Consider the following 12,422-nt stretch of genomic DNA (forward strand, 5'->3'; position numbering starts at 1 on the left):
CCGCCCGTGCTCCCGCCGTCCGGCCGTCGCCGTCCGCCGCAGCCCACCGGCAGCGGCACCGCCGGGCGGTCCGCCGCCCTTGCCCCCCTCCTCCCGCCGCTCAGACAGGAGACCACGCTCGTGAATTCCGTCCTGGTCGACACCATCGAGTCCGCCGACGCCACCGCCCGGGACGTCGAGGCGCTGCCACTGCCCGAGTCCTACCGGGCGGCCGTCCTGCTCGAAGAGGAACAGGAGATGTTCGAGGGCATCGCGGTGGGGGACCGGGAACCGGCGAAGTCGCTGCACGTGCGGGAGGTGCCCACCCCGGAACCCGGCCCGGGCGAGGCGCTCGTCGCGGTCATGGCCAGCTCGGTCAACTACAACACGGTGTGGAGCGCGCTCTTCGCGCCGGTGCCCACCTTCGCCTTCCTCAAGCGGTACGCCCGTACCGGCGGCCTCGCCGCCCGCCACCACCAGCCATGGCACGTCATCGGCTCCGACCTGGCCGGCGTCGTGTTGCGGACCGGGCCGGGGGTGCGCCGGTTCAGGCCCGGCGACCGGGTGGTCGCGCACTGCCTGTCGGTCGAGCTCGAGGACGCCGCCGGGCACGACGACTCGATGCTCGACCCGGAACAGCGGATCTGGGGGTTCGAGACCAACTACGGCGGCCTCGCCGAGCTGGCTCTGGTCAAGGCGAACCAGCTCATGCCGAAGGCCGCCCACCTCACCTGGGAGGAGGCGGCGACCCCGGGGCTGGTCAACTCGACGGCGTACCGGCAGCTCGTCTCCCGCAACGGCGCGAACATGACCCAGGGCGACAACATTCTCATCTGGGGTGCCGCCGGAGGGCTCGGCTCGTACGCCACCCAGTACGCCCTGGCCGGCGGCGCGACCCCGATCTGTGTGGTCTCCAACGACCAGAAGGCCGACATCTGTCGGGCGATGGGTGCCGACGCGATCATCGACCGGAGCGTGGAGAACTACCGGTTCTGGACCGACGAACACACCCAGGACCCCCGGGAGTGGCGGCGGTTCGGCGCGCGGATCCGGGAGCTGACCGGTGGCGATGACGTGGACATCGTCTTCGAACATCCCGGCCAGGAGACCTTCGGGGCATCCGTCTACGTCGCCCGCCGTGGTGGCACCATCGTCACCTGCGCCTCCACCAGCGGCTACCTGCACCAGTTCGACAACCGCTACCTCTGGATGCACCTGAAGCGGATCATCGGCTCGCACTTCGCCAACTACCGGGAGGCGTGGCAGGCGAACCGCCTCGTCAGCCGGGGCCGGATCCACCCGACCCTGTCCCGCAGCTACCCCCTCGACCAGATCGGCCAAGCTGTCTCGGACGTGCACCACAACCGGCACCACGGCAAGGTCGGGGTGCTCTGCCTCGCCCCGGGGGAGGGACGCGGCGTGGACGACCCGGAGTTCCGGGCCCGCCACGAGCCGGCGATCAACCGCTTCCGCCAACCCTGACCGTACGCCTCCGCCCAGGCGAAGCTCGCCTGCCCGGCAGCAGGGCGACCGCGCGGGCAGGGCTCGCGACGGCGGCGATCGAGCCCCGGCACCCTCTCCGGGCCCGCGGTTGCACGACGTGCTCCGCAACAGGGTGGAGCGGTGTTTGACGGTGGAGGTCACACCCGGTTCCACCGCTGGTTGCTGTTGCCGTGGCAGGACCAGACGATGACCGCCGTGCCGTTGGCCGTGCCGCCGTTGTCGACGTCGAGGCAGAGCGCCGGGAAGCGGACGTTGCTGACCGTGCCGTTGCCGTTGAGGGTCCACTGCTGGTTGCTGCCGCCGTGGCAGTCCCAGATCTGCACCCGGGTGCCGTTGGTGGCGTTGGTCGGCACGTCCAGGCACTTGCCAAGGACCCGCAACGTCCGGCCGTTCTGGCTGATCTGCTGGTTGGGGTTGCCGTGGCAGTCCCAGACCAGGGTGCCGGTGCCGTTGGCGGTGTTGGAGTTGTCCAGGTCGAGGCATCGACCGGCCGACTCGCTGCGCAGCCGGAACGTGGTGGGGGGCGGCGGGTCGGTGGTGCCGCCGCCGCTGACCCGGTACACCACGGTGCCGTGCGCCGGAACGCTCGCAGAGATGCCTCCGGTCGTCGTGGAGGTGGCGTTGGTCCAGGCGTCCCGCAGGGTGAACGAGGTGCCGGTCTTGCCGATCGCCGCCGCGGTGGTGGAGACCGTCGTGGTGGAGCTGCCCTGGTTGAACAGGGCGACGGCGACGTCCCCGTTGGTCAGCCGCTTGGCCAGGATCCGCCGGGTGCCGTCGTGGGAGACCTGGACCGCCTGGAGTCCGAGCGGGTCCTGGTTGATGGCGGCCAGGTTCTGGTTCTTGAGGATGGCCAACGTCGCCGCGTTGGCTGAGCGCAGGTCGTTGCCCATCATGAGCGGCGCCGCCATGATCGACCAGAGCGCGAAGTGGCTACGCGTCTCCGTGTCGGTCATGCCGCCGTTGCCGACCTCCAGCATGTCCGGGTCGTTGAAGCCGCCCGGTGCGGCGTAGCCGGCGAGCGGCACGTTGACGTCGACGATGTTCTGGATCCCCATCGGGTAGCCGTTGGTCTGGCCGGTGTTCCACGCGTTGGTGATGTCCTCGGTGGTTCGCCAGAGGTTCGCCACGTCGCTCCAGTTGCGCTGCGGCCCGGTCTTCTCGTGGATGCTGTTCGGGTTGATGCTGTAGACGATCGGTCGGCCGGTGGCGGCCAGCGCGTCGCGCATGATGCCGAACCTCGCCACCTGGTCGTTGATCGTTCCGGTGGGGGAGCACCAGTCGTACTTCAGGTAGTCGACGCCCCAGGCGGCGAACTGTCGGGCGTCCTGGTACTCGTGGCCGAGGCTGCCGGTCGAGCCGGGGAAGGCGTCGAAGTACTGGGCGCAGGTCTGGTCCAGCGGCGCCTGGTAGATGCCGAAGAGCAGGCCGCGTGAGTGCAGGTAGTCGCCGAGGGCCTTCATCCCGCTCGGGAAGCGCTGCGGGTGGGCCTGGAGGTTGCCCTGGGCGTCCCGGTCCGGATTGAACCAGCAGTCGTCGACGACGACGTACCTGTACCCGAGATCGCGCAGCCCGTTGACGACGATCGCGTCGGCCGTCTGGCGGATCAGTGTCTCGTTGATGTTGCAGCCGAACGTGTTCCAGGTGTTCCAACCCATCGGTGGCGTGCGGGCGACGCCGTTGTTCAGCGCCTGCGCCGGTCGCGGGGCGACCACACCGCCGCCGACGGCAGCAGCGAGCGTCACGGCGCCCAGTACCGCGGCCAGCCATCTCCTTGGTCCGGACATGTGTCCTCCTCCTGGTGGGAATGCGTCGGGGCGTCGGTCGGCGGTGACCGGCCGGAGCGGCCGGGCCGCCGGCGGGGTGACCGTGGTGACCGGGGCGCTCGGGGCGGGCTCGGCCTTGCGCCGAGCCCGCCCCGAGCGACATCCGGGCCGGACCTGTGTCACACCCTTCAGCGTTGGTGGGTCAGCAAACCTGGCCGGTAGGGCAGGCGGCCGTAGTCGCCGCCGGAGTTGGGGGAGCGGCCCTGGTAGAGCAGTTGGAGGTTGCAGGGGTCGATGGTCATGGTCTGGTCGGCGTTGCTGCGGATCAGTTCGCCGTGGCTGATGTCGTTGGTCCAGGTGGCGCCGCTGTTGGCCTTGCCGGCGAAGGGGTTGCTCTCGGTGGCGGCCTGCGGTGTCCACGTACCGCCCAGGTTGGTGGCGGTGAACGAGCGGAAGTAGCGGCCCTGCGCGCCGATCGCCTCGACGAGCATGAGGTAGCGGTTCTGGCCCTGGAGTTTGTAGACCTGGACGCCTTCGAAGAGGTTGTTGGTGGTGTCGCTCATGATGGTCGTGTAGGCCGAGCCGAAGTTGCCGGGGAAGTTGCCGATGGGCATGCTGGCCCGGTAGATCTTGCCGTTGTCCCCGGCGAAGAACAGGTACATGTTGGTGTCGTCACCGATGAGCGCCTGGTCGATCGGTCCGGTGCCGGAGCCGGAGATGCTGCCGGTGAAGAGTGTCTGCGGTGACGACCAACTGTTCACGTTGGTGGGGTCGCTCGACGTGCGGTAGGAGAAGGCGGGTCCACCCCACTGGTACGCCAGGACCCAGGTGTTCCTCGGGGCGAAGTAGAAGAGGCTGGGCGCGACGGCGGCGAACGGCATCTGGTTCTGGCTGGCCGAGGCCATGTCGGACCAGTTCGTGAAGAGCCCGAAGTTCATCGAGCCCCACGTCGTTCCGGTGTCGTGTGTGGTGGCGTAGACGAGGTGCCGGCCGTTGTAGGGGGCGTGGGTGAAGTCCTTGAGCGACACCCAACCCGCCCTCGGCTGCGCCAACGCACCCGTCGAGTTCCAGCGGTACGACGACGGCAGGGCACACGTGCCGGGCGGCGGCGTCGTCGGGCTTCCGCCGCCGTCGACGCGATCGAGCCGCCACTGCTGGTTGGCGCCGTTCCAGTCGTCGTACTGCACGATGTTTCCGCCGTCGGCGGTCGAGGCGCCCTGCACCTCCACCACCTTGTTGCTGTTCCGGTTGATCAACCGGACGTGTCCGTCGGCGGAGTCGGCCAGCCGGAACTGCTGGTTGGTGCCGTTGCCGTCGGCCCACTGCACGATGCTGGCGCCGTTGGCGGTGGAGAAGTTGTAGACGTCCAGCACCTTGCCGGACAGCCGCGATTTCAACCGGTAGTAGCCGCCGCCGGAGTCGACGAACTGCCACTGCTGCTGGCTGCCGTTGTTCCGGGTCCACTGGGTGATCCGCGCACCGTCGTTCGTGGCGAGGTTGTACACGTCCAGGGCCTTGCCGCTGTTGCGGTTGACCAACACGTACCAGGCGCTCGTGTCGACTGTCGCCGCGGCGGCGGGTGTCGACACCACCGCGGCGGCGGCACCACCGACCACCACCGCCGCCGCGCAGGCGGCGACGACCCGTGGCAGCAACCCTCGCCGCCGCCGCGCCGGCGGCGAGATCGATGGAGACTTACCTGAGGCAGACATGGTTCTCCTTTCGATGAGGACCGAGAGCCGAACGGTCCTCCGAGGATGGGCGCACCGCGACGTTGGGCCGAGCGCAGGCGTCGACGCGTCTGCCTGCTCGGGTGCACGGTGAGTAAGAGGTTGACGGGAAGGGCTCGCCCGGTGAGCCGCAGGTGTCGTCGTCCCTGGCCATCGACTGTGAGCGATAACATGCTGTTCGTCAAGTCGTGAGGGCCCCCGCCCTTGACCGGGCGCTTCCCATCCCGGGTGAGCCGCCGGTGGTGGTCCGGGCAGGGCGCTTCGTTGGCAGGCTAATCGATGTATGTGCCGCGTCACGGCTTGCCAACGAAATCATTTCGTTCGATACTCGAAATGTTTGCGGGGGCAGGCGAGTCGAGGGCGACGGGCAGTCCTCGTTCGGGCCCTACGGATCCAGCTCAGGTGGCGCGGGGTCGACGGGGTCGTTCGCGTGGGCGTCGGACGGCGTCATTTTGTTAGCGCTAACCGCCATGCTGGGCGGAGCCTCCCGCCCGCCTGTCATCGATCACCACACCCGACGGATAGGGCCTGCTGGGCGTGTGTGCCTGCGGCCGACGCACGGCCGACCGGTTCCGCTCCCGGTGAACTCCTGAAGGAGGAACATGCTTCCCATCGGTGCTCTCGCCCGGGCTGCGTCGAAGCGGCCCCGATGGTTGTCCCGGGTGGCCGCCGCCGTGGTGGCGGTGCTGGTGGGAAGCGCCCTCGTCGCGCTGTCCCCGGCCCCGGCGTCCGCGGCGACGGTGGACACGAACGCCTGGTACGTGCTGGTGAACCGCAACAGCGGCAAGGTGCTGGACCTCTACAACGGGGCCATGAACGACGGTGCGCGGATCACGCAGTGGTCGCGCCACAACGGGACCGGGCAGCAGTGGCAGTTCGTCGACTCCGGCGGCGGCTACTACCGGTTGAAGTCGCGGCTGTCCGGCAAGGTGCTGGACGTCTACAACTTCTCCACCGCCAACGGCGCCAGCATCGTGCAGTGGGCCGACGGCAACGGCACCAACCAGCAGTTCCGGCTGGCCGACTCCGCCGACGGACACGTCCGGTTGATCAACCGGAACAGCAACAAGGTGGTGGAGGTGCAGAACGCCTCCACCGCCGACGGCGGAAACATCGTGCAGTACGACGACTGGAACGGCGCCAACCAGCAGTGGCAACTGGTCCGCGTCGGCGACCCCGGCAACCCCGGTGGCACCTTCACCAACCCGGTCGTCTGGCAGGACTTCGCCGACGTCGACATCATCCGGGTCGGCGACGTCTACTACATGTCCGCCTCCACCATGCACTATTCGCCCGGCGCACCGGTGCTGCGCTCGTGGGACCTGGTGAACTGGGAGTTCGCCGGCCACTCGGTGCCCCGGCTGGACTTCGGACCGAAGTACGACATGGCAGGCGGCAGCCACGGGTACGTGGACGGCATCTGGGCGTCCACGCTGAACTACCGGCCGAGCAACCGGACCTTCTACTGGGCCGGCTGCGTCGACTTCGCCCAGACGCACATCTACACGGCCTCCGCCGTCGACGGCGCCTGGAGCCGGCACGCCACCATTCCCAACTGCTACTACGACGCCGGAATGCTGATCGACGACAACGACACCATGTACGTCGCGTACGGCAACGGCACGATCAGCGTGGCGCAGCTCTCCGCCGACGGGCGGACCCAGGTGCGGGCCCAGCAGGTGTACCAGACGCCGTCGAGCATCGGCACCCTGGAGGGAGCGCGCTTCTACAAGCGCAACGGCGCCTACTACATCTGGCTGACCCGCCCGGCCAACGGCCAGTACGTACTCAAGTCCACCAACGGTCCGTTCGGCCCGTACGAGCAGCGGCAGGTGCTGCTCGACATGCCGGGGCCGATCGCCGGCGGCGGAGTGCCGCACCAGGGTGGCCTGGTGCAGACCCAGACCGGCGCCTGGTACTACATGGCGTTCACCGACGCGTACCCGGGCGGGCGGATGCCGACGCTCGCACCGATCAGCTGGACCAGCGACGGCTGGCCCCGGGTGCAGACGGTCGACGGAGGCTGGGGTGTCAGCTATCCCCACCCGCTGCCGCTGCGTCCCGTCAAGCCCCTCACCGGCACCGACACCTTCGCCGGCACCACTCTCGGCCCGCAGTACGAGTGGAACCACAACCCGGACGACAACCGGTGGTCGGTGGAGAACGGGTTGCGTCTGCAGACCGCGTCCGTGACCCACGACCTCTACCGGGCTCGCAACACCCTGACCCACCGGATCCAGGGGCCGACCTCGGCCGGAACGATCGAGCTGGACTACTCCACGATGCGCGACGGCGACCGGGCCGGGCTGGCGATGCTGCGCGACACGTCGGCGTGGATCGGGATCAAGCGGGACAGCGGCGTCACCCGCGTGGTCATGACCAATGGCCTCACCATGGGGACCGACAACTGGAACACGACGGGTACCGGCACCGAGATCGCCGGCGCCCCGGTGTCCGGTGGACGGATCTGGTTGCGGGCCAACGCCGACATCCGACCCGGCTCGGGGCGGCAGGCGAGGTTCTCGTACAGCGTCGACGGGGTCACCTTCGTCCCGCTGGGTAACGCACTGACCCTCAACAACGCCTGGCAGTTCTTCATGGGATACCGGTTCGGCATCTTCAACTACGCCACCCAGTCGTTGGGCGGCGCGGTGACGGTGCGCCGGTTCGCCCTGACGACACCGTGACGGTGCCGAACCGCGCAACTCGTCGTCACTGCCGCCGCCCTCGGTCCAGCCCCACGAGGGGTGGTGCGACGACGGCGCCACCAACCGGTGCCGCTCAGCGGGTCCGGTAGCGCGCGTAGATGAGTCCGCTGTCGAAGACGCGCTGCTCGACCAGTTCGAGGTCGAGGCGTACGCCGTCGGGGAAGAACCGCTTGCCGCCGCCGACCACGCTCGTGGTGACGAACAGGTGGTACTCGTCCACCAGGCCGGCCGCGATCGCCTGGGCCGCGAGGTTCGGGCCGTCGACGGTGAGGTCGTGATCTGCCTCGGCCTTCAGCTGGCGCACCGCGTCCGGGTCGAAGGTCCGCTCGATCCTGGTCTTCGCGCTGGACACCGATTCCAGCGTCGTGGAGTAGACGATCTTCTCCGCGGCCTGCCAGTCGCGCGCGTACCGCAGGATGTGCGGCGGCACGTCGGGCTCGGTGTGCGCGGTCTCCCACCAGACCATCGTCTCGTACATCCGTCGGCCGTAGAGGTACGTGCCGACAGCGCGGAAGACGTCGCCGATGAAGCTGTGCACCTCCTGATCGTCGGCGCCGGTGCCGAGGCCGCCCTCCGCCGCCTCGGCGTAGCCGTCGAGCGAGGTGATCATCGAGTAGATGAGCTTCGCCATGCGTCTCCTTCGGGTACGAGTACGTCAGTCTGCCGGCGGTCACTGCTCTCGCCGCGCCTGCTTGTGGCCCAGCGACCCTGATGGCGCCGGCCCACAAAATCTAGGCCGAAACGGCTAGACATCCTCGGTGGCGTGGAATACTCTTCTTCAAGTCGAGAGCAAAGATCCGTCAAGACGTGGACGGACCGCCTGGCCGCGAGGTCGCGACGGCGGTGAGGGGTGGAAGCGATTTGCGGCGCTCCTCTGATGGTTGGTAGGAGCACGTCGGTCCCGGCGGGATGCACGCCGAGACCGCAGGTGGGGCCGATGCTCTTTCGGGGCTCCAGCTGATGCTCCCCGTACGTGGTCGGGGCCGGGCAGGAACGTGGGCCCCGACAGTCAGCAAGGAAGTTCAAGCACCAGAGGAAAGGGAGGGCCGTACACCGTTGGATCGCCCGCTGTCGGCCGTCATGCCCGGCTCGGCGGACACCGCAGTTTCCATCGAACGAGAGGTGGTCTCCGGTCACGATTATGCGATCCTCGCACCCGAAGCCGTTCATGGCGGCTGGTGCGGATACGACAAGCCGACCTTCCCGTCGGCAGATGGTGTTCTGACCCGTAACCCTGGGCCCCGGCGCGTGCGCGCCGGGGCCCTCGACGTGGAGGTGTGATGGGGCAAGACCCGGATGACATGTTCGGCGACGAGAACTACCCGGCATACACCATCGGCCAGGCCGCGGAGATGCTCGGCACGACGCAGGACTTCCTGCGCCGCCTGGACGAGGCGAAGCTCATCAACCCGCACCGCTCTACCGGCGGGCACCGCCGCTACTCCCGCTACCAACTGCGTCTGGCAGCCCGGGCCCGCGAGATGGTCGACGAGGGTCTCGCCCTGGAGGCAGCCTGCCGGATCATCATCCTTGAGGACCAACTCGAGGAAGCCCTGCGACAGAACCGGGACCAGCAGCACGGGACGCGGCGGGGCGACTGACCGGACCACCTTCGGGTGAGGTCGTCGACGGGCGGGGGCCGGCTGGTCCGCCCCGGGCGACCCCAAGTTCCCGATCTGGCCCTCGCCGCGCACAGCGGGTAGCGGTACGGTGGCACCGGGCAGCCGCCAGGAGCCGAAGCAGCCGGGGGTCCGCGATGGCCGATCGTGAGGTGTTCTCCTTCCGCGAGTTCGGGTGGATCGGCCCGGACGGTCTGCCGAACCTGGTCTGGGTCCCCGTCGAGCCGGGGCCGGGCGGTCTGCTGCCCGATGACGACGATCTGGAGGAGCGCTACTCGCTCGACCTGCGGCAGCTGCCCGGCATCGGCAGGCTGCACCGTTTCCGCGATGGGCTCCTCACCGAGCTGCGGCGCAACGCCGGCCGGGCCGAGGTTCCCGCCACGAGCGGGGAACACCGGGAATGGACCGCCGCGGCGGATTCCTACCTCGCCGTCGCCCGGGACGCCGGCATCGAGCTGACAACGGCCTACCGGGAGACGGACCGGTGGTGGTCGCGGCTCTGGCCGCCGGTCGGGACGAACCGGCGCCGCGCCCGCCGGCGGCGCGCCGCGGAGCGGTACCGGCAGCGGCTTCACGCGGCCTACACCGCGTACCTGCCGGTCTGGGAGCTGATCACCACGCGCGACCGCGACGAGGCCCACCGCCGGGTCGCCGAGGACGCCGCACTGCGGGCCGCGGAACGGGCCGCGGAGCGAAAGCGGGAGGCCGACCGGTGCCGCGCCTACGAGACCGCCGACGCATCCCGGGTCTGGATGTTCAGACGGGTGGGCGACACGGTCTGGGTGTACCGCAACGACGTGACCCCCACGGTGCGGCTGCAGCAACGGCCACCGGAGCGGGGGCCGTTCACCGCGCCGCAGCTCGCCGGGCGGCTGGAGGACCTCAAGCCGATCGCGGAGTGGATCTGGGATCCGGCCGCGACCGAGGCCCTGGAGCAGGTGATCGGTGCCGGTGAGGCGGGCCGTTACTGGTGGTCCCACGAGTCCGTCACCATCGCCGCCACCCGACGAGCCGCGGCCGCCCAACGCTACGGCGGCAACCGGCACGCCACCGGCCACCACGGCAGCCACGGCGTCGGCCACGACGGTGGAGGCTTCACCGGCGGCGGTCCCAGCGTGCACGTCTGACGGTCACCGGTGGCCGGACTGCTGTCGACGCCTCCCGTCATGTCGCCGGGGGCATTATGGCCGGTCGGCGCTTCGTCCACACTGGTCGGAAGGTCCGGAGTTCGGCTGCGTTCGTGGTCGGATGTCCATCCGCCCAGATGTGGCCGAGGCCGGAGAACGTCGATATCGTTACCGGCCAATTGGGCGGCCGATGATCATTAGTCCTCGGCCGACCACCCCAATCCCCGAGATGAGAGGACACGCTCGTGGCCTCACCCGCCGATCCGATGCTCGCCGGCGACGACGTCGAGCCGCAGCGGCCCGTTCCACGGTTCCTCACCGAGTACACGCCCACTCGGTGGCGCCGTCGGCTGAGCCCCTTTTCGCGCGTACCGAAGCACTCCAAGATGGGCGAGACCTGGCACGTGGCGGCGAAGACCGCCCCGGACGAGCTGGTCATCGTCGATCGCCCACCGGACATCGACCCCGCCGGCGCCGAAGCCCGCACCTACACCCAGTGGGCGGAACTCGTCGATCGCGCCGCGGCCTGGCTGCACAAGGCGGGCGTACGCCCGTGGGACCGGGTGGCGATCCTCAAGCAGAACCACCTGGACATCGTCGTTCTCGGCTGCGCCATCGCCCGGATCGGCGCCATTCCCTGCATGTTCTCCGGCTCCTACGGGCCGGAGGCGATGATCCCGATGCTGAAGCGGCTGGAACGGCCGTTCCTGTTGACCGACCAGAAGCACCTCGACAAGTGCGGCATCACCCCGGAGGTGGTGGCGGAGCTGACCGTACGGACGATCAGCGTCGACGCGGTCGCGGACCGGCCGGACGTGCTGCGGCTGGACGACTTCAAGGACGCGCCACCGGTCCAGCCGAACATGCGCGAGTTCAAGGAGCCGGTGGTCATCACCCACACCTCCGGCACCACCGGCATACCCAAGCTGGTCATGCACTCCGCCGAGTCCATCTACGCGATGGCGATCGTGGAGACCGAGCGGTGGCCCCGGTTCGGGCTGCGGCGCAGCGACACGGTGGCGTTCTGCGACCCCTACACGCACGAGCGGCTCACCACCATGCAACTGGCGATGGCCGCGGTCGGCCCGCGGGTGATCTACCTGTCCGACCCGCTCTCGCCGAGGGTCCGGGAGCTGCTGGCCGAGCACAAGCCGACGCTGGTGGAGGCACTGCCGAACATCTACCTCGCCTGGGAGCCGCTGGCCCGCGACCCCGCCGGCCTGTTCAGCAACGTGCGGGAGTACGTCAACTCGTTCGACGCCATCCACACCCGCACGATCCGTACCTTCATGGCGGCCACCAGGCGGCGGTTCCCGATCTGGGTCCAGTCGTGGAGCCAGAGCGAGAACGGCGCGCTGTGCATCCGGCCGTTCTTCCGCTTCGTCGTGCGCCGCAAGGGGCACCGGCCGCCGCCGACGCAGCTGATCGGCTGGCCCATCCCGTTTCACGCCAAGATGCGGGCGGTGGACCCGGAGACCGGCAGGGAGGTCCCGCGCGGCCAGGTCGGCCTGATCGAGATCGACCAGCCGGGACGGTGCCTCGCGTACGTGGGCGAGCAGGACCGGCACGACCTGAAGTGCAACGGCAGGTGGTGGAACACCGGCGACCTCGCGGTCATCAACAAGTGGGGTGCCGTGCGGATCGTGGACCGGGAGATCGACCGGATCCCCGGCGGCAGCGCCATCGAGTTCGAGGACCTCATCCTCGACCGGATCGACTACACCACCGAGGTCGTCATCCTGCCGGTCGCCGGTGACCTGCCGGTACCGGTGGTCAGCACCGCGGACGACGTCGTCCTGGACAAGGCCGACTGGGACCGGGCGGTCGCCGACCTGAGCCCGATGGCTCCGCCGATCCAGATAAAGTGGGACGAGTTCCCACGAACCGGCACGTGGAAGATCCGCCGGGTCGAGCTGCGGGAGAAGCTGCTCTCCGGTGCCCAGGCGATCGGTATCGGGCGCTGGAGCTGACCGTCGTCGTCCTCTGATCCACC

9 protein-coding genes are annotated in these 12,422 nt (G+C 69.3%); 6 read left to right on the plus strand and 3 right to left on the minus strand.

The features are described 5' to 3' along the window. Positions 1 to 120: 120 nt before the first annotated feature. A complete protein-coding gene (gene ccrA, locus KBX06_RS17290; protein WP_210836062.1) occupies positions 121 to 1,461 on the plus strand; it encodes a crotonyl-CoA carboxylase/reductase in 1,341 nt (446 codons plus the stop codon). Positions 1,462 to 1,619: 158 nt separating this feature from the next. Here ccrA and KBX06_RS17295 read toward each other — a convergent pair whose 3' ends face one another. Together KBX06_RS17295 and KBX06_RS17300 are read right to left on the minus strand one after the other, a co-directional pair. Beyond that, a complete protein-coding gene (locus tag KBX06_RS17295) occupies positions 1,620 to 3,266 on the minus strand; it encodes a ricin-type beta-trefoil lectin domain protein (RefSeq protein ID WP_210836064.1) in 1,647 nt (548 codons plus the stop codon). Positions 3,267 to 3,433: 167 nt separating this feature from the next. Next, positions 3,434 to 4,957 (minus strand): non-reducing end alpha-L-arabinofuranosidase family hydrolase, encoded by a 1,524-nt coding sequence (locus KBX06_RS17300; protein ID WP_210836066.1) that lies wholly within the window; start codon positions 4,955 to 4,957, stop codon positions 3,434 to 3,436. A gap of 620 nt (positions 4,958 to 5,577) precedes the next feature. On the opposite strand from KBX06_RS17300, the gene KBX06_RS17305 reads away from it, so the two are divergent. Next, positions 5,578 to 7,662, plus strand: coding sequence for an RICIN domain-containing protein (locus KBX06_RS17305; protein WP_210836068.1), 2,085 nt, complete (start codon positions 5,578 to 5,580; stop codon positions 7,660 to 7,662). Positions 7,663 to 7,756: 94 nt separating this feature from the next. Here KBX06_RS17305 and KBX06_RS17310 read toward each other — a convergent pair whose 3' ends face one another. Continuing rightward, entirely contained in the window at positions 7,757 to 8,314 is a 558-nt protein-coding gene (locus KBX06_RS17310; protein WP_210836070.1) for a dihydrofolate reductase family protein, read from the minus strand. Positions 8,315 to 8,739: 425 nt separating this feature from the next. Between KBX06_RS17310 and KBX06_RS17315 the strand changes: the two genes are divergently transcribed. The 4 genes from KBX06_RS17315 (at position 8,740) to KBX06_RS17330 (ending at position 12,399) form a co-directional block, all read left to right on the plus strand. Continuing rightward, complete coding sequence (locus KBX06_RS17315) at positions 8,740 to 8,964, plus strand: hypothetical protein (RefSeq protein ID WP_210836072.1); 225 nt, start codon at positions 8,740 to 8,742, stop codon at positions 8,962 to 8,964. Beyond that, positions 8,964 to 9,284, plus strand: coding sequence for a helix-turn-helix domain-containing protein (locus tag KBX06_RS17320; RefSeq protein WP_210836074.1), 321 nt, complete (start codon positions 8,964 to 8,966; stop codon positions 9,282 to 9,284). The genes KBX06_RS17315 and KBX06_RS17320 overlap by 1 nt, the downstream gene beginning before the upstream one ends. A 155-nt stretch (positions 9,285 to 9,439) precedes the next feature. Next, complete coding sequence (locus KBX06_RS17325; protein WP_210836076.1) at positions 9,440 to 10,429, plus strand: hypothetical protein; 990 nt, start codon at positions 9,440 to 9,442, stop codon at positions 10,427 to 10,429. 245 nt (positions 10,430 to 10,674) lie between these two features. Continuing rightward, positions 10,675 to 12,399: a class I adenylate-forming enzyme family protein gene (locus tag KBX06_RS17330; RefSeq protein WP_210836078.1), complete on the plus strand. Its 1,725-nt coding sequence runs from the start codon at positions 10,675 to 10,677 to the stop codon at positions 12,397 to 12,399. The last annotated feature ends 23 nt before the right edge of the window (positions 12,400 to 12,422 follow it).

The organism is Micromonospora sp. C31, assembly GCF_018070575.1.
Classification (GTDB): Bacteria; Actinomycetota; Actinomycetes; order Mycobacteriales; family Micromonosporaceae; genus Micromonospora.

Excerpts from the sequence above, each read along its gene's own strand:
- KBX06_RS17295 (WP_210836064.1), bottom strand. The coding sequence starts at position 3,266 with ATGTCCGGACCAAGGAGATGGCTGGCCGCGGTACTGGGCGCCGTGACG.
- KBX06_RS17300 (WP_210836066.1), bottom strand. The coding sequence starts at position 4,957 with ATGTCTGCCTCAGGTAAGTCTCCATCGATCTCGCCGCCGGCGCGGCGG.
- KBX06_RS17305 (WP_210836068.1), top strand. The coding sequence starts at position 5,578 with ATGCTTCCCATCGGTGCTCTCGCCCGGGCTGCGTCGAAGCGGCCCCGA.
- KBX06_RS17310 (WP_210836070.1), bottom strand. The coding sequence starts at position 8,314 with ATGGCGAAGCTCATCTACTCGATGATCACCTCGCTCGACGGCTACGCC.
- KBX06_RS17320 (WP_210836074.1), top strand. The coding sequence starts at position 8,964 with ATGGGGCAAGACCCGGATGACATGTTCGGCGACGAGAACTACCCGGCA.
- KBX06_RS17325 (WP_210836076.1), top strand. The coding sequence starts at position 9,440 with ATGGCCGATCGTGAGGTGTTCTCCTTCCGCGAGTTCGGGTGGATCGGC.